The organism is Pacificispira sp. HM-600 (assembly GCF_977993705.1).
In genome coordinates this window covers 495,687-511,787 of sequence record NZ_OZ388079.1, presented here as the reverse complement: position 1 = coordinate 511,787, position 16,101 = coordinate 495,687, and the positions used below count along the sequence as shown (strand labels likewise).

The following is a 16,101-nucleotide window of genomic DNA, read 5'->3' as shown; positions in this document are numbered from 1 at the left end:
CGCGCACAGCGATCCGGCGTGCGCGGAGCGCGAACAGCAGAGCCGGTGTCGGAGGCCCCGCTTAGGCTCGAAGCATGCAGACCACGCGCAGCGTTCGGCCGTTCGAGGTCGTCAGTGAGTACCAACCCTCGGGCGACCAGCCGGCAGCCATCGCGGACCTCGCTCAGCGCATCAACGCGGGCGAGACCGACGTGGTGTTGCTCGGCGCGACGGGAACCGGAAAGTCGGCCACGACGGCCTGGCTGGTCGAGCAGGTCCAGCGGCCGACCCTGATCCTGGCCCACAACAAGACCCTCGCCGCCCAGCTGGCGAACGAGTTCCGCGAACTCATGCCCAACAACGCCGTCGAGTACTTCGTCTCGTACTACGACTACTACCAGCCCGAGGCATACGTTCCGCAGACCGATACGTTCATCGAGAAAGACAGCTCGATCAACTCCGAGGTCGAGCGACTCCGCCACTCAACGACCAACTCGCTCCTGTCGCGGCGCGACGTGGTCGTCGTGTCCACCGTCTCCTGCATTTACGGTCTCGGTGCGCCGGAAGAGTATCTGCGGGCGATGGTCGCGCTTCAGGTCGGGGAGCGGTACGACCGCGATGCGCTCATCCGCAAGTTCATCTCGATGCAGTACAACCGCAACGACGTCGACTTCTCACGCGGCAACTTCCGCGTGCGGGGCGACACGATCGAGATCATCCCGGTTTACGAGGAGTATGCGATTCGCATCGAGTTGTTCGGCGACGAGATCGAGGCGCTGTACCGACTGCATCCTCTCACCGGTGATGTGCTCGAGAAGCTGGATGCCGTACCGATCTTCCCCGCTTCGCACTATGTCGCGGGAACAGACGTCATGCAGCGCGCGATCGGGACGATCGAGACCGAGCTCGAGGAGCGTCTGAAAGAACTCGAAGGTCAGGGAAAGCTGCTGGAAGCCCAGCGGCTCCGCATGCGCACGACGTTCGATCTCGAGATGATGCAGCAGCTCGGCTTCTGCTCCGGGATCGAGAATTACTCCCGGCACATCGACGTCCGCGGCCCCGGTGAGGCTCCGCACTGCCTGCTCGACTTCTTCCCGGATGATTTCCTCGTTGTGATCGATGAGTCCCACGTCACCGTTCCCCAGATCGGGGCGATGTACGAGGGGGATGCCTCACGCAAGCGCACGCTCGTCGACCACGGCTTCCGCCTCCCGAGCGCGATGGATAATCGACCTCTGCGGTGGGACGAGTTCAAGAACCGCGTCGGCCAGACGGTGTACCTCTCGGCGACGCCGGGCCGGTACGAGATGGGCATCGCCGACGGAATCGTCGAGCAGATCATTCGTCCGACCGGTCTCGTCGATCCGCAGATCATCGTCAAACCCGCTAAGGGTCAGATCGATGACCTGCTCGAGCAGATCCGCCTGCGCGTCGAGCGCGACGAGCGCGTGCTCGTCACGACGCTCACGAAGAAGATGTCGGAAGAGCTGACGGACTTCCTGGGTGAGCACGGCGTGCGGGTTCGTTACCTGCACTCCGACGTCGACACGCTCCGTCGCGTCGAGCTGCTGACCGAATTGCGAGCCGGTGTCTACGACGTACTCGTCGGCATCAACCTGCTGCGTGAGGGGCTCGATCTGCCCGAGGTGTCGCTCGTGTCGATTCTCGACGCGGACAAAGAGGGGTTCCTGCGGTCTGGGACATCCCTCATCCAGACGATCGGTCGTGCGGCTCGAAACGTGTCGGGTGAGGTGCACATGTACGCCGACACGATGACAGACTCGATGCGCAAGGCGATCGACGAGACGGATCGGCGCCGCGAGAAGCAGGTCGCGTACAACCTCGAGCACGGGATCGATCCGACCCCGTTGCGCAAGCGCATCGCGGACATCACCGAGGTGCTGGCGCGCGAAGGCGCCGATACGGCCGAGATGCTCTCGAAGCGTGAGGCCGGACGCGGCGCGTCCAACGCTAGGGGCAAGGCACCGACCCCGCGATCGCTCAGCACGAAGGGCCATCAGGGAATCGCGGCCGAGGGGGCGAACCAGCTCGAGGCGACGATCGGCGACCTCAGCGCGCAGATGCTCGCGGCTGCATCGGAGCTGAAGTTCGAACTCGCGGCGCGTCTACGCGACGAGGTCCAGGACCTGAAGCGCGAGCTGCGGGCTATGGAGCGCGCCGGGCACGCCTGACCCGCGTCACGGGCAGTGCAGCAGCGGCTTCGGGCCGGAGCGATCGATGCGGTGATCGTCCATCGGTGCGTGGCAGATCGGGCACGCGACGGGTCCGGCCGGTTCGGGTGCGACGTCGTCGTACGGTCCGACCGCCGCGGGGCCGGCGACGCGGATGAGTGATGCGTTGAACCACTGGTACAGCCCGCCGGCTTCGCGAATGCGTTGCCGGAGCGGGGTCTTGTCTGTCATAACGATTAGTGTACTAAGTAATCGGTAGACTGGGTGCATGCCAACCCCCGACGATCTGCTGCGCCTCGACAACCAGGTGTGCTTCGCGATCGTTACGGCGGCGCGCAACGTGGTGTCGATCTATCGACCCATCCTGGAGCCGCTCGGATTGACGCATCCGCAGTATCTCGTCATGCTCGCCCTCTGGGAGAGCGCGCCGCGATCGCTCGGCGAACTGGCCGAAGAGCTCGCCCTCGAGCCGGCGAGCCTGTCGCCTCTGATCAAGCGCTTACAGTCGCAGGGCCTGGTCAGTAGGGATCGATCACCGGACGACGAACGGATGCTGCGCATAGCCCTCACCCCGGCGGGTGCGGTGCTACGCACGCGGGCCCTCGAGGTTCCGGCGCAGGTGATGGCGTCCGTCGGCCTCGACGCGGAACACCTCGCGGCGCTGCGGGACGCGCTCGGACCGTTCGCCGGCCGCGCCGGAAGGCCCTGAATTCAGCGAGAGGTATGCGCATGCGCTCGGGCTCGGACATCCGCTCACCGCGAACCGCGAAGCCGGTGTCGGTGGCCGCTCCTACACTTGGTGAGTGCCTATCGTCCCCGTTGCTACGTCGTCGAAACTGAGCGTCAGAGGCGCTCGAGTTCACAACCTCAAGAACGTCGATCTCGAGATTCCCCGTGATTCGTTGGTGGTCTTCACGGGGTTGAGCGGATCGGGTAAGTCGAGCCTCGCGTTCGACACGATCTTCGCCGAGGGGCAGCGTCGCTACGTCGAGTCGCTCAGCGCCTACGCCAGGCAGTTCCTGGGTCAGGTCGACCGTCCCGACGTCGACTTCATCGAGGGGCTCAGCCCCGCCGTCAGCATCGACCAGAAGTCCACCAACCGCAACCCGCGGTCGACGGTCGGCACCATCACCGAGATCTACGACTACTTGCGCCTTCTGTGGGCGCGCATCGGCGTGCCCCACTGCCCGGTTTGCGGCGAGGTCATCCAACGACAGACGGTCCAGCAGGTTGCCGATCAACTCGTCGAGTTGGCCGAAGGCACGCGCTACCAGATCGTCGCGCCGATCGTGACGCAGAAGAAAGGCGAGTTCGTCGACCTGTTCCGCGAACTCGGGGCGAAGGGGTACTCCCGCGCGATCGTCGACGGCGACCTGATCCAGCTGTCCGAGCCTCCGGCGCTGAAGAAGAGCTACAAGCACGACATCGCGGTCGTCGTCGACCGATTGGTGGCGGGCCCCGACATCCTCGGGCGCGTGACGGATTCCGTCGAGACCGCGCTGGGTCTTGCGGGCGGCGTGATGCAGGTCAACTTCGTCGATGAAGAGGGCGACGATGCTTGGCAGAGTTTCTCCGAGAAGCTCTCGTGCCCCAACGGTCACCCCTTGCAGCTCACCGAGATCGAGCCGCGAACGTTCTCGTTCAACGCGCCGTTCGGCGCGTGTCCCGAGTGCTCCGGACTGGGCACGCGCATGGCCGTCGACGTCGAGCTGCTGCTCGGAGACGAATCCGCGTCCATCCGCGAAGGTGTCATCGTCCCCTGGACGACGCAGGGCAAGGGACTCTTCCAGTATTACGAGCGCCTGCTCGAGGGCCTCGCGCGCGACCTGAACTTCTCGCTCGATACCCCATGGCGCAAACTTCCCGAAGAGGTCCGCGAGGCGGTCCTGCGCGGCGAGGACTACAAGGTCACCGTCAAGTGGAAGAACCGCTACGGGCGCGAGATGCGCTACGCCTCGGGGTTCGAGGGCGTCGTGCCGTATATCGAGCGGCAGTGGCTGCAGGCGGAGTCCGACACGCAGCGCGGGCGCTGGGGCGAGTTCCTGCGCGAAGTCCCGTGCCCCGTCTGCGAGGGCGCCCGCCTGAAGCCCGAGGTGCTGGCCGTGCAGGTCCACGGCCACTCGATCGCGGATGTCACGCGGCTGAGTCTGTCCGATGCCTATGAGTTCATGCAGACTCTGCAGCTCACCGACCGCGAAGCAAAGATCGCGGCGCAGGTCCTGCGCGAGATCCGCGTGCGCCTGGACTTCCTGTTGCAGGTCGGTCTCACCTACCTGAACCTGGGCCGCTCGGCCGGTTCGCTCTCCGGTGGCGAGGCGCAACGCATCCGTCTCGCGACACAGATCGGCTCGGGCCTGACCGGCGTGCTGTACGTCCTCGACGAGCCCTCGATCGGGTTGCACCAGCGTGACAACCGACGTCTTGTTCGAACGCTCGAGACCCTGCGGGACCTCGGCAACACGCTGATCGTCGTCGAGCACGACGAAGAGACCATCCAGGCCGCGGACTGGGTCGTCGACATCGGTCCGCTGGCCGGCGTGCACGGTGGAACCGTTGTCCACTCCGGCCCCTATGAGGCGCTCCTGTCCGACGAGAATTCGCTCACCGGCGACTACCTCGCCGGGCGCCGTGAGATCCCGACTCCCCGCAAGCGCCGCAAGATCGATAAGAACCGCAAGATCACGGTCGTCGGTGCACGCGAGAACAATCTGCGGAACGTGAGCGCGGACTTCCCGCTCGGGGTACTCACCGCCGTCACCGGTGTGAGCGGCTCGGGAAAGTCTTCGCTCGTCAACGACATCCTGTACCAGGTGCTGGCGTCACGCCTGAACGGAGCCCGCACCGTTCCCGGCAAGCACACGCGCGTCACGGGCCTGGATGATCTCGACAAGGTCGTTCACGTCGACCAGAACCCCATCGGCCGCACGCCGCGCTCCAACCCGGCGACGTACACCGGCGTCTTCGACCGCGTTCGCACGCTCTTCAGCGAGACACCCGAGGCGAAGGTGCGCGGTTACCAGCCCGGTCGCTTCAGCTTCAATGTCAAGGGCGGACGCTGCGACGCCTGCTCGGGCGACGGCACGATCAAGATCGAGATGAACTTCCTGCCCGACGTTTATGTGGACTGCGAGGTGTGCCACGGCAAACGGTACAACCGCGACACCCTTGCCGTGCACTACAAGGGCAAGAACATCGCCGAGGTTCTGGAGATGTCGATCGAAGAGGCGGCGGACTTCTTCGAGCCGATCCAGGCGATCCACCGCTACCTCAAGACCTTGGTTGATGTCGGACTCGGATACGTCCGTCTCGGCCAGTCGGCCACGACGCTCAGCGGGGGAGAGGCGCAGCGCGTGAAGCTCGCCACCGAACTCCAGCGCCGCAGCAACGGACGCAGCATCTACGTTCTGGATGAGCCGACCACGGGTCTGCACTTCGAGGATGTCCGGCGCCTGCTCGAGGTCCTGGGCGGTCTGGTGGATAAGGGCAACACGGTCATCGTGATCGAGCACAATCTCGATGTCATCAAATCAGCGGACTGGGTCATCGACCTCGGCCCCGAAGGTGGGTCCGGTGGGGGGCAGATCGTCGCGAGCGGGACACCCGAGCAGGTGGCCCGCAACGAGAACAGCTTCACCGGTGCTTTCCTGGCGGAGGTGCTGGGGCAGCGCGAGCAACGCAAGGCGGGGTAACCGTGGCTGCAGCGTCGTCCCGCCCGCAGCTCCCGTATCGGCCCCGGGCGGGGGAGATCCCCACGAATCCGGGCGTGTATCGGTTTCGGGATACCTCCGGGCGGGTCCTCTACGTCGGCAAGGCGAAAAATCTCCGGTCTCGACTGAGCAACTACTTCGCGCCGTTGCACACGCTGCACGAGCGCACCCGCCGTATGGTCACGACGGCGTCCTCCGTGGAGTGGACGGTCGTCGGCAGCGACGTCGAGGCGCTCCAACTCGAGTACATGTGGATCAAAGAATTCGATCCACCCTTCAATGTCCGCTATCGCGACGACAAGTCGTACCCCTTCATGGCGATCACCCTCGCCGACGAGGCGCCCCGTGTCGTCGTGACCCGCAACCGCCGCATCAAGGGTGCCAAGTACTTCGGCCCCTACCCGAAGATCTGGGCCGTCCACGACACGATCGACCTGATGATCAAGGTCTTCCCGATCCGCACGTGCAGCGACTCGAGCTATCGCAAAGCCATGCAGACCGGGCGCCCCTGCTTCCCCGGCCAGATCGGCAAGTGCGGCGGGCCGTGCTCCATGAAGGTGACGATCGAAGAGCATCGCGCGATCGTCGATGACTTCGTCGCGTTCATGTCCGGTGGCGACCAGAGATTTCGGACGCAGCTCTCTGCGCGCATGCGTGAGGCATCCGCTGCGATGGACTACGAGAGCGCGGCGACCTACCGAGACAAACTCGCGGCCGTCGACGCGGTGCTCTCGCGTAGTGCCCTCGTGCTGGGTGAGGACGTCGACGCGGACCTATTCGGCATCGCTGAGGACGAACTCGCCGCGACCGTGCAGCACTTCGTCATCCGGGGCGGACGCATCCGTGGTGTCCGCGCCTCGACGATCGAGAAGGAACTCGATATCGAGGGCGGCGATCTGGTCGACCAGGTCCTGCAGCGCGCCTACGGCGAGGCACCGCCGGCAGACATCCCGCGCCGCGTCTTCGTGCCGACGCTTCCCTCGGATGCGACGGAGCTCGAGGAGTGGCTGCGCGAGAAGCGCGGTCGACCCGTCACCGTGCAGACCGCGCAGCGGGGACGCAAAGCCGATCTACAGCGCACGGCGAACCTCAACGCCCAACAGTCGCTCATGCTGCACAAGACCCGCCGCACGAGCGACTACATCGCCCGCAGCCAGGCCTTGACAGATCTGCAAGAGGCTCTGGGCCTCGCAGAGGCGCCCCTGCGGATCGAGTGCTTCGACGTGTCGCACCTCAGCGGGTCCAACGTGGTGGCGTCGATGGTGGTCTTCGAAGATGGGCTGCCGCGCAAAGATCAATACCGGTCGTTCTCGATCGCAGAGACGACGGATGACACGGACTCCATTCACCAGGTTCTGACGCGTCGACTGGCCTACCTCGACCGTCCCGAAGAGCCCGAGATCGAGGGCGCGCCGCGCAAGCGCCCCCGCTTCGCGTACCCGCCGCAGCTCCTGGTGGTCGATGGTGGGAGGCCACAGGTCGAGGCTGCGGCGCGAGCACTCGCGGACTCGGGGCACGAAGAGGTCGCGCTGTGCGGCATCGCGAAACGGCTGGAAGAGGTCTGGCTTCCCGGCGACGAGTATCCGGTCATCCTGCCGCGCACGAGCGAGGCCCTCTACCTGCTGCAACGGTTGCGAGACGAGGCTCACCGCTTCGCGATCACACATCAGCGGTCCCGTCGCCGCAAGGACATCCAGAGCGTCCTCGCCGAGATCCCCGGGCTCGGAGCCGAACGCATCCGGGTCCTGTTGCGGCACTTCGGTTCCGTCGCCGCACTCAAGCGGGCGAGCGCTGATGAGATCACCGAGGTGAAGGGCATCGGCCCCAAGCTCGCCGCGACCATCCAGTCCAGATTGCAGGACGCCGCCGAGGTGGCAGCGGCTGTCGAGGGCGCGAGCGTCCCGCCCCTCGCCGAGTCAGTAGGCTAGAAGAAGGGCGAATCGGGGCGGAGCGATGACGGATACGGACGGCAGCGCGGGGGAAGTCCTGGTGGTCACAGGCATGTCGGGGGCGGGAAGGTCGACAGTCGCCAACGCGCTCGAAGACCTCGACTGGTACGTGGTCGACAATCTGCCGCCGCAGATGTTGCGCCCGTTGCTCGACATCACGGGCCTCGCGGCCGGTGCGCTACCGCGTGTCGCCGCTGTTGTCGACGTGCGCGGAAGAGGGCTGTTCGAGGACCTCCCCGACGTGATGAGCGCACTTCGCAAGGGTCGCCAGGTGCGGCTCGTGTTCTTGGATGCCTCCGACGAAGTCCTCGTGCGCCGCTTCGAAGCGGTCCGGCGGCCGCATCCGTTGCAGGGCGAAGGCACGATCCTCGACGGGATTCAACGGGAACGGCGGCGCCTCGCTCCCATCCGCGAGAGCGCGGACCTGATCATCGACACGAGCGCTTACAACATCCACCAGCTCGCGACCACCGTGTCGGAGCTGTTTCTGGAGGAGAGCTCGGCGCGCCACACGATCACCGTGCAGAGCTTCGGCTTCAAATACGGCGTCCCGCCGGATGCAGACCTCGTGGCCGACATGAGATTTCTCCCCAACCCCTTCTGGAACGAGGACCTTCGTCACCTCACCGGTCAGGACGAACGGGTGAGAGACTTCGTGCTCGCGCAGGAAGGCGCGACCGAGTTCTTGGATGCTTACGCGTTGTCCCTGACGCCCGTATTCGCCGGGTATCAGCGGGAAAACAAGCGGCATTCCACCGTCGCCGTGGGCTGCACGGGGGGCAAACACCGCTCGGTCGCGATGGCGGAGCAGCTAGCCGCTCGGCTCTCCGCCGTGCCCGGGGTTGCCGTACGAGTGAAGCATCGCGATCTCGGTCGCGAGTAGGCTAGGCGGGTTCATGTTCGACCCGATCCGAGGAGCGCAGGTTGCCACTCACCGCCGATGTCAAGGCCGAACTGGTGACCATCCGCGAGTCGCGAGCAACGGCGCGCGTCGCCGAAGTGACGTCTTTGCTGCGTTTCTCGGGCGGACTGCACTCCATCGCGAACAGGATCGCCATCGAGGCGGAGCTGGACTCCGAGGTGCTCGCGCGTCGTACGGCGCGTGACCTGGTCGAGCTCTACGGTGTTCGTCCCGAGCTCGGTCACGTCCAGGCATCCTCCTCTCGCCAGGAGGGTCACTTCGTTGTTCGGGTCATCGAGGGCGGCGAGACACTCGCGCGCCAGACGGGCCTGCTCGATCAACGTCGTCGTCCCGTGCGCGGTCTGCCCAACAAGCTCACGACGGGATCGCGCGAAGACCTCGCCGCGATCTGGCGGGGGGCGTTCCTCGCGGCCGGCACCCTCACCGATCCCGGCCGCTCGGCGGCGCTGGAAGTCACCTGCCCCTCATCCGAAGCCGCGATGGCCCTCGTCGGCGCCGCACATCGCCTCGGCGTGGCCGCCAAGGCGCGCGAGGTACGGGGCGTTCACCGCGTCGTCGTCCGCGACGGTGAGGCCATACGCGCCCTCCTGCAGGCGATGGGCGCCCTTCGCGCTGCGGCGGAATGGGAGCAGCTGCGTCAACGGCGCGAAGTTCGCGCGGGAGTGAACCGCCTCGTGAACTTCGACGATGCCAATCTGCGTCGCTCGGCTCAAGCTGCCGTGGCTGCGTGCGCGCGCGTCGAGCGGGCTCTCGCGATCCTCGGCCCGGGCATTCCCGACCACCTGCGTGAGGCGGGGGAGCTGCGCCTGGCGCACCGCGAGGCGAGCCTCGATGAGCTCGGGCACCACGCCGATCCCCCCCTCACGAAGGACGCCGTCGCAGGACGTATCCGTCGACTTCTCGCGATGGCGGACAAGCGTGCCGAGGATGAGGGAATTCCCGGCACCGAGGCGGGAATCCCCGTCGACGTCGACGCCTGATCGGCGCGATCCACGCCTCACGAGGGTCACGTTGCATGCCCTGGATCGGGAAGCAAGTCCCTGGTCTCTGTGTTGCCCATCGTTAGGATGAGAACGTCATCCGCGCCGCGCGAAGCGTGGCACCGACAGGAGGAAATACGACTATGGCGACTTACACGCTGCCCGAACTTCCCTACGACTACGCCGCACTCGAGCCGCACATCAGCGCCTCGATCATGCAGCTGCACCACGACAAGCATCACCAGGCTTACGTGACCGGCGCCAACACGGCGCTCGAACAGCTCGCCGAGGCCCGCGACAAGGGCGACTTCGCGTTCGTCAACAAGCTCGAGAAGGACCTCGCTTTCAATCTCGGCGGACACACGAACCACTCGATCTTCTGGACCAACCTCTCGCCGAACGGTGGCGACAAGCCCACCGGTGAGCTCGCCGCCGCGATGGATGACCACTTCGGTTCGTTCGACAAGTTCACGGCCCACTTCACTGCCGCCGCGCTCGGCGTGCAGGGCTCCGGCTGGGCCGGACTGTTCTGGGACTCGATCGGTCAGAACCTGATCATCCAGCAGTTCTTCGACCAGCAGTCGCAGTTCGCCGCAGGCACGGTTCCCCTCCTGCTCCTGGATGTCTGGGAGCACGCGTACTACCTGGACTACAAGAACGTTCGCGCCGACTACGTGAAGGCTTTCTGGAACATCGCCAATTGGGCGGACGTTCAGACGCGTTTTGAGACCGCCCGTGAGAAGACTGCGGGTCTGCTGGTAATGTCGTGACGAAGGCGAGGACGCCGCTGAGCCCTTGCTGAGTCGAGGGCCCGGCGTCCTCCTTTCATCCCACAACGCGCGTATCCGCGCACCTAAAGGCGCCGCCCCGCGCCATGAGAATCGGGAGACACCGTGTCTGTCAAGATCGGCATCAACGGCTTCGGCCGCATCGGACGCAACTACCTTCGCGCGGCACTCGCGCAGGGCGCTGACCTGGAAATCGTGGCGGTGAACGACCTCACCGACAACAAGAGCCTTGCTCACCTCCTCAAGTACGACTCGGTCGGCGGCCCCCTGGCCGAAGACATCACGTACGACGCCGACTCGATCACCGTCGGCGGCAGGAAGATCCGTGTCTTCGAAGAACGCGACCCGGCGAACCTGCCCTGGGGCGAGCTCGGTGTGGACATCGTCATCGAGTCGACCGGTCGCTTCACGAAGGCCGAAGATGCCAAGAAGCACATCGCCGGCGGCGCGAAGAAGGTTCTGATCTCGGCGCCCGCCACGGGCGACGACGCGACCATCGTGATGGGCGTCAATGAAGAGACGTACAACCCCGAGACCGACGTCATCATCTCGAACGCGTCCTGCACGACCAACTGCCTCGCTCCGCTGGCAAAGGTCTTCAACGACGCGTTCGGCATCGAGCGCGGCTTCATGATGACCGCTCACGCCTACACGGCCGACCAGAACCTGCAGGACGGCCCCCACAGCGACCTGCGCCGTGCACGCGGCGCCGCGATCAACATCGTTCCCGCGTCGACCGGTGCGGCCAAGGCCATCGGCCTGGTTCTGCCGGAACTGCAGGGCAAGCTGAGCGGCTCGTCGTACCGCGTTCCGGTTCCCACCGGATCGATCGTCGACCTGACGATCATCACGCCCACCGAGGGACTGACGGTCGACCAGATCAACGCCGTCTACAAGACCGCAGCCGCCGAGGGGCGCCTCAACGGCATCCTCGAGTACACCGAGGACCCGATCGTGTCGAGCGACATCCAGGGCAACCCGCACTCGTCGATCTTCGACGCCGAGCTCACCAACGTCAGCGGCAACCTGGTCAAGGTCTCCAGCTGGTACGACAACGAGTGGGGTTACTCCAACCGCCTCGTCGACCTCACCGAGTACGTCGGCGAGCGTCTGTAGGTCTGTCGATGCCCCTGCGCACCCTCGACTCGCTGGGGTCGCTCGCCGGCACGCGCGTCATCGTCCGGTGTGATCTGAACGTCCCCCTGCGGGACGGGAAGATCACGGACGATGGCCGCGTGCGCGCGTCGTTGCCGACCCTGAATGCCCTCATCCAGCGCGGCGCCCGCGTCGTCGTCTGTTCGCATCTCGGTCGCCCCGACGGCGCGCCCGACCCGAAGTACAGCCTCGAACCGGTCGCGCAGCGCCTGTCGGAACTCCTCGCCAAGCCGGTCGCGTTCGCTCGGGACACGGTGGGGGAGTCCGCTCGAGAGGCTGTCGCCGCTCTGGAAGACGGCGATGTCGCGGTTCTCGAGAACCTGCGCTTCGAGCCGGGCGAGACGTCGAAGGATGCGGCCGAACGTCGCGCATTCGCGGAGCGCCTGGCGGCACTCGGTGACGCCCTCGTTTCGGACGGGTTCGGTGTTGTCCACCGCAAGCAGGCGAGTGTTTATGAGCTGGCCGAACTGGTGCCGTCCGCCGCAGGCCTGCTCATCCAGACGGAACTCGATGTCCTCGACCGGCTGACGGAGAACCCCGAGCGTCCCTACACCGTGGTGCTCGGCGGATCGAAGGTCAGCGACAAGCTCGGCGTCATCTCGCACCTTCTTCCGCGCGTTGACCGCATTCTGGTCGGCGGCGGCATGCTCTTCACCTTCCTCGCAGCGGAGGGTTCGAAGGTCGGTGCGAGCCTGCTCGAAGCGGATCAACTCGACACGGTTCGCGATTACGTGCAGACGGCGAAGGACACGGGCGTCGAGCTGGTGCTCCCCACGGACATCGTCGTCGCATCGAAGTTCGGTGCCGACGCCGAGCACACCGTCACGGCTGCCGACGCGATCGAAGAAACAGTGTTCGGTGCATCCGGTCTGGGACTGGACATCGGCCCCGAGACGGCGGCTCGTTTCGCCGAACTCATTCGGGGGAGCAAGACGGTCTTCTGGAACGGCCCGATGGGTGTCTTCGAGATTCCGGCATTCGCCGCCGGTACCAAGACTGTGGCGAAAGCCCTCACCGAGGTCGACGGCCTGAGCGTGGTCGGTGGCGGGGATTCCGCTGCCGCCGTGCGTCAGCTCGGCTTCTCGGACGATCAGTTCGGCCACATCTCGACGGGCGGCGGAGCCAGCCTGGAATTCCTCGAGGGTAAAAAGCTCCCCGGACTGGAGGTCCTCGGATGGGAACAGTGACACAGGGCGGCTCGCGCCAGGGGCGTACGCCGCTGATCGCCGGCAACTGGAAGATGAACCTCGACTACCAGCAGGCTATCGCGCTGGTACAGAAGCTCGATTGGGCTCTGAAGGACGCCAAGCACGACGCGAATTCTGTCGAGGTCGCCGTCTTCCCGCCTTTCACCGACCTGCGAAGTGTGCAGACGCTGATCTCGGCCGACAAGATCGAGTTCTCTCTCGGCGCGCAGGATCTCTCGGTCCACGACTCCGGCGCCTACACGGGTGAGATTTCGGGCCAGTTCCTGAAGAAGCTCGATTGCGGGTACGTCCTGATCGGACACTCCGAGCGCCGTCAGTACCACGACGAGGGCGATGAGGTCGTCGCGGCCAAGGTCAAGGCCGCCATCAAGAACGGCCTCGTGCCCGTGATCTGTGTCGGCGAGACCGCCGAGGATCTCGAAACGCATGGTGCGAGTGCTGTGCCGGTGGCGCAGTTGAAGACGGCCCTTGCGGATGTCGTAGCCGGCACCGAGTTCGTCGTCGCGTATGAGCCGGTCTGGGCCATCGGCTCCGGGCAGGCGGCTACCCCCGAACAGGCCCAGCAGGTCTGTGAGAAGCTTCGTGCGGTCGTCGCCGAGACGCTCGGAGACGACGCGGCCGCGGCGACACGCTTCCTATACGGTGGTTCGGTTGCGGCCGGCAACATCGCGGGTTTCATGCGTGAGCCCGATGTCGACGGGGCGCTTGTCGGAGGAGCGAGCCTCAAAGTGGACGACTTCGCAGCCATCATCCGTTATCAGAAACATGTAGGCGTCTAGGCTCGCGCCTATACTTGAGCACGCCGTTGTTTGACGACTGGCTGGTTTACAAACTTGCGCCCTCCCGACGGGTGCTCTGAAAGGCTTTTCCGGTGGAGATAATCGAATTCGTGATGCAGGTGATCCTCGGCATCACGAGCCTCTTGCTCACGCTGTTGATTCTTCTGCACAAAGGGCGCGGTGGTGGACTGTCCGACATGTTCGGCGGCGGTATGACATCGTCCCTGGGTTCTTCGGGCCTGGCGGAGCGAAACCTCAACCGGTTCACCATTGTGCTCGCCTTGACGTGGTTCGTGGCGATCGTCGCACTCGGCCTCATCGCCAAGTTCCAGGGGATCTGACATGGCTACAGGCGGCAACGCGATCCGCGGCACTCGGGTGGGCGCGGGCCCGATGGGCGAGCAGGACCACGGGTACCACGCGGAACGGATTGCCGTTCCGTACTGGGACGCCCTGGGTAATGAGACGGTGCGTTACTTCGCCGCCGGGGTGCCGGAGGACGAGATCCCGGACACGATCGACAGCCCGCACTCGGGTCTTCCGGCCGGGCGCGACAAGGCTAACCCGCCTGCTCTCGCCAAGACCGAGCCGTACAAGACGCACCTCGCCTATGTGAAGGAGCGTCGTACGGACGAGGAGGCGGCCGCGCTTCTCGACGATGCGCTACGTGCCTTGCGCGAGCGTCGCGGCCTCGACTGACCCGCTCCGAGACCTTTTCAGTCGGGGTCGATGAGTTCCGCGGGTACTTCCGCGGCCGCTTCGGCGTCGACGAAGAACAGCGTGCGGTGTCGACCCTTGGCCCCGGCGGCCGGGACGCTCGTGTAGCTCGCACCGGCGAGAGCCAGTCCCAGCGCGGAGGCCTTTTCGGATCCGGTCAGGACGAGCCAGACGCGCTGTGAGGCATTGAGGACCGGGCGCGTCAGCGTCACCCGGACCGGGGGTGCTTTGGGGGAGTCGTGCACGGCGACGGCCGCCCGATCCGTGACGCCGATCTCCGGGCGGTCGGGAAAGAGTGACGCAATGTGGGCGTCCGGCCCGACGCCGAGAAGACAGATGTCGAAGCTCGGCCATGCGCCGGCTTCCGCCGCATCCGACGTCGAGAAGCGAGCAAGCTCCGCCGCGTAGGCTTCGGCGGCGGCCTCGGGGGAGTCCGAGCCGTCGGAGGCGAGAATCTCGTGCACGTTCTCGTCCGGCACATCGAGCTGGCCGAGCAACGCACGACGCGCCTGAAGTGCGTTCCGATCCGGATCGGACTCGGGTACGTAGCGTTCGTCGCTCCACCAGAAATGCACACGGGACCAGTCCACGAGTCGTACGCCCGGCTGCGCGGCCACCGCCGCGAGAACGGCAACGCCGGCACGCCCGCCCGTGAGAGACACGTGGGCGATCGGGCGCTCGATGCTCAGGACGGTGAGTTTCTCAACCACCCGCCGTGCGACCACCGACATGACCGTGTCCCGGTCAGCGCTGACGACGACGCGACGATCCGTGAGATTCTCAGTCGACATGCGGCTCCCGGCTGACGGGCGGGTCCAATAGCTCCCAGCCCTCGGTGATCACACGACCATACAGCAGGTCGGGATCGAGGCGACGGAGCTCCTCGGCGAGGCATTCCCGCAGGGTGCGCCGCGGAAGCACCAGGTCGTGCTGCGGCTGCCCTTCCTGTGTGAGACAGGCAACGGCCGGCGAGGAACGCTCGAGCAGGATGTCTCCGCCGTCGCGTTGCAGCTGGACAGACTTGATCCCATCCACCCATTCTTCGGGCGGCATGTACTCCCAGGTCACCGGCACAGCGAGCTTGAGGCGCAGCCATGCCGCCAGGAGCGCGGTCGAGGGCGATGTGCTCGCACCGCGCACGAGGGCGCCCGTGATCGGGGCGAAGGGGGGCTGGTCGAGGACTGCTGCGAGCTGCTCCCGCCAATGCGTCAGACGAGTCCAAGCAAGATCGGTGTCGCCGGGGGCATGATTCTCGCCCAGCGTCGACAGACGGTCGGCGGCACGGGGGCCGGTCGACGCATCCGTGATCCGACGCTGAGCCATGCGGCCGAGCGGCGAATCGGACGGCCTGCGCGGCGGCTCGTCCGGCCACCACACCACGAGGGGCGCGTCCGGCAACAGCAGCCCGGTGACCAAGCTCTCTTCGTTCGACGCGGCGGATCCGGATGCACGAAGCACGATGACCTCGCTCGCGCCCGCGTCGCCGCCCACGCGGATCTGCGCGTCGAGTCGGGGCTCGCCGGATGTGTCGGTGAGCAGCACGATGACGCGCATCGGGTGTTCGCGTGATGCGTCGTTCGCGGCCTCGATCGCGTCCTCTTCGAGTCCGTGCCGTGTCGCGATGATGAGGGTGAGAACGCGGCCGAGGGCGACGACGCCGCCCTCTTCGCGGGCGTTGACCAGCGCCTTGGCGATCTGGCTCACGGTGGTATCGGGCATCTCGAT

15 protein-coding genes are annotated in these 16,101 nt (G+C 65.9%); 12 read left to right on the top strand and 3 right to left on the bottom strand.

Annotation, left to right across the window (positions count from 1 at the left end):
- Positions 1-74: 74 nt before the first annotated feature.
- Positions 75-2,171: an excinuclease ABC subunit UvrB gene (uvrB, locus tag ACXZ1E_RS02415; RefSeq protein ID WP_458041859.1), complete on the top strand. Its 2,097-nt coding sequence runs from the start codon at positions 75-77 to the stop codon at positions 2,169-2,171.
- A gap of 6 nt (positions 2,172-2,177) precedes the next feature.
- Here uvrB and ACXZ1E_RS02410 read toward each other — a convergent pair whose 3' ends face one another.
- Complete coding sequence (locus tag ACXZ1E_RS02410; RefSeq protein WP_458041858.1) at positions 2,178-2,402, bottom strand: hypothetical protein; 225 nt, start codon at positions 2,400-2,402, stop codon at positions 2,178-2,180.
- Between the two features lie 37 nt (positions 2,403-2,439).
- Here ACXZ1E_RS02410 and ACXZ1E_RS02405 point away from each other — a divergent pair, with 37 nt between their 5' ends.
- The 11 genes from ACXZ1E_RS02405 to ACXZ1E_RS02355 all read left to right on the top strand — a co-directional run bounded on the left by ACXZ1E_RS02405 (position 2,440) and on the right by ACXZ1E_RS02355 (position 14,358).
- A complete protein-coding gene (locus tag ACXZ1E_RS02405; protein ID WP_458041857.1) occupies positions 2,440-2,880 on the top strand; it encodes a MarR family winged helix-turn-helix transcriptional regulator in 441 nt (146 codons plus the stop codon).
- Between the two features lie 94 nt (positions 2,881-2,974).
- Positions 2,975-5,860 (top strand): excinuclease ABC subunit UvrA, encoded by a 2,886-nt coding sequence (uvrA, locus tag ACXZ1E_RS02400; protein WP_458041856.1) that lies wholly within the window; start codon positions 2,975-2,977, stop codon positions 5,858-5,860.
- A 2-nt stretch (positions 5,861-5,862) separates the two neighbouring features.
- The gene (gene uvrC, locus ACXZ1E_RS02395; protein ID WP_458041855.1) at positions 5,863-7,806 is read left to right on the top strand and encodes an excinuclease ABC subunit UvrC; all 1,944 of its coding nucleotides are present in this window, start codon (positions 5,863-5,865) and stop codon (positions 7,804-7,806) included.
- A gap of 25 nt (positions 7,807-7,831) precedes the next feature.
- The gene (gene rapZ, locus ACXZ1E_RS02390) at positions 7,832-8,710 is read left to right on the top strand and encodes an RNase adapter RapZ (RefSeq protein ID WP_458041854.1); all 879 of its coding nucleotides are present in this window, start codon (positions 7,832-7,834) and stop codon (positions 8,708-8,710) included.
- Positions 8,711-8,751: 41 nt separating this feature from the next.
- Positions 8,752-9,729 (top strand): DNA-binding protein WhiA, encoded by a 978-nt coding sequence (whiA, locus tag ACXZ1E_RS02385; protein WP_458041853.1) that lies wholly within the window; start codon positions 8,752-8,754, stop codon positions 9,727-9,729.
- Between the two features lie 143 nt (positions 9,730-9,872).
- The gene (locus tag ACXZ1E_RS02380) at positions 9,873-10,499 is read left to right on the top strand and encodes a superoxide dismutase (protein WP_036295884.1); all 627 of its coding nucleotides are present in this window, start codon (positions 9,873-9,875) and stop codon (positions 10,497-10,499) included.
- A 123-nt stretch (positions 10,500-10,622) separates the two neighbouring features.
- Positions 10,623-11,633 carry a type I glyceraldehyde-3-phosphate dehydrogenase gene (gene gap / locus ACXZ1E_RS02375; RefSeq protein WP_458041852.1) on the top strand — a complete coding sequence of 337 codons (1,011 nt, stop codon included), beginning with the start codon at positions 10,623-10,625 and terminating at the stop codon, positions 11,631-11,633.
- Between the two features lie 8 nt (positions 11,634-11,641).
- Complete coding sequence (locus tag ACXZ1E_RS02370) at positions 11,642-12,859, top strand: phosphoglycerate kinase (RefSeq protein WP_458041851.1); 1,218 nt, start codon at positions 11,642-11,644, stop codon at positions 12,857-12,859.
- Positions 12,847-13,659, top strand: a complete 813-nt coding sequence (gene tpiA, locus ACXZ1E_RS02365; RefSeq protein WP_458041850.1) for a triose-phosphate isomerase — start codon at positions 12,847-12,849, stop codon at positions 13,657-13,659. Before ACXZ1E_RS02370 ends, tpiA begins: the two co-directional genes overlap by 13 nt.
- Before the next feature lie 92 nt (positions 13,660-13,751).
- Positions 13,752-14,000, top strand: coding sequence for a preprotein translocase subunit SecG (gene secG / locus ACXZ1E_RS02360; RefSeq protein ID WP_458041849.1), 249 nt, complete (start codon positions 13,752-13,754; stop codon positions 13,998-14,000).
- Position 14,001: 1 nt separating this feature from the next.
- Positions 14,002-14,358, top strand: a complete 357-nt coding sequence (locus ACXZ1E_RS02355; RefSeq protein WP_458041848.1) for an RNA polymerase-binding protein RbpA — start codon at positions 14,002-14,004, stop codon at positions 14,356-14,358.
- 17 nt (positions 14,359-14,375) lie between these two features.
- On the opposite strand, the gene pgl is transcribed toward ACXZ1E_RS02355, so the two are convergent.
- Positions 14,376-15,167 (bottom strand): 6-phosphogluconolactonase, encoded by a 792-nt coding sequence (pgl, locus tag ACXZ1E_RS02350; protein ID WP_458041847.1) that lies wholly within the window; start codon positions 15,165-15,167, stop codon positions 14,376-14,378.
- Entirely contained in the window at positions 15,157-16,095 is a 939-nt protein-coding gene (locus tag ACXZ1E_RS02345; protein WP_458352027.1) for a glucose-6-phosphate dehydrogenase assembly protein OpcA, read from the bottom strand. The genes pgl and ACXZ1E_RS02345 overlap by 11 nt, the downstream gene beginning before the upstream one ends.
- Positions 16,096-16,101: the final 6 nt, after the last annotated feature.